This is a genomic window from Streptococcus infantis (genome assembly GCF_047460825.1).
GTDB lineage: Bacteria > Bacillota > Bacilli > Lactobacillales > Streptococcaceae > Streptococcus > Streptococcus infantis_V.
Genome location: NZ_JASHFO010000064.1, coordinates 1 through 1270, shown reverse-complemented (window position 1 = coordinate 1270; position 1270 = coordinate 1). Strand labels below are relative to the sequence as shown.

At 48.5% G+C, this 1270-nt stretch carries 1 pseudogene; it reads left to right on the top strand.

Annotated features, from left to right (window positions below):
- Positions 1-1270, top strand: a pseudogene (locus QM911_RS09810) (hypothetical protein); the annotation flags it as partial.

Genomic DNA, 1270 nt, shown 5'->3' with positions numbered 1-1270 from the left:
GTGCTTGCTGAAGCTGATGTGCTTGCTGAAGCTGATGTTGATTCAGAAGCTGATGTGCTTGCTGAAGCTGATGTGCTTGCTGAAGCTGATGTGCTTGCTGAAGCTGATGTGCTTGCTGAAGCTGATGTTGATTCAGAAGTTGATCTTGATTCAGAAGCTGACGTGCTTTCTGAAGCTGATGTGCTTGCTGAAGCTGATGTGCTTGCTGAAGCTGATGTGCTTGCTGAAGCTGATGTGCTTGCTGAAGCTGATGTGCTTGCTGAAGCTGATGTTGATTCAGAAGCTGACGTGCTTGCTGAAGCTGATGTGCTTGCTGAAGCTGATGTGCTTGCTGAAGCTGATGTTGATTCAGAAGCTGATGTGCTTGCTGAAGCTGATGTGCTTGCTGAAGCTGATGTGCTTGCTGAAGCTGATGTGCTTGCTGAAGCTGATGTGCTTGCTGAAGCCGATGTTGATTCAGAAGCTGATGTGCTTGCTGAAGCTGATGTGCTTGCTGAAGCTGATGTTGATTCAGAAGCTGACGTGCTTGCTGAAGCTGATGTGCTTGCTGAAGCTGATGTGCTTGCTGAAGCTGATGTGCTTGCTGAAGCTGATGTTGATTCAGAAGCTGATGTGCTTGCTGAAGCTGATGTGCTTACTGAAGCTGATGTTGATTCAGAAGCTGATGTGCTTGCTGAAGCTGATGTTGATTCAGAAGCTGATGTGCTTGCTGAAGCTGACGTGCTTGCTGAAGCTGATGTTGATTCAGAAGCTGACGTGCTTGCTGATGCTGATGTGCTTGCTGAAGCTGATGTGCTTGCTGATGCTGATGTTGATTCAGAAGCTGACGTGCTTGCTGAAGCTGATGTGCTTGCTGATGCTGATGTGCTTGCTGATGCTGATGTGCTTGCTGATGCTGATGTTGATTCAGAAGCTGACGTGCTTGCTGATGCTGACGTGCTTGCTGAAGCCGATGTGCTTGCTGAAGCCGATGTGCTTGCTGAAGCCGATGTGCTTGCTGAAGCTGATGTTGATTCAGAAGCTGACGTGCTTGCTGAAGCCGATGTGCTTGCTGAAGCTGATGTGCTTGCTGAAGCTGATGTGCTTGCTGAAGCTGATGTGCTTGCTGATGCTGATGTGCTTGCTGAAGCTGATGTTGATTCAGAAGCTGATGTGCTTGCTGAAGCTGATGTTGATTCAGAAGCTGATGTGCTTGCTGAAGCTGATGTTGATTCAGAAGCTGACGTGCTTGCTGAAGCTGACGTGCTTGCTGAAGCCGATGTGCTTGCTG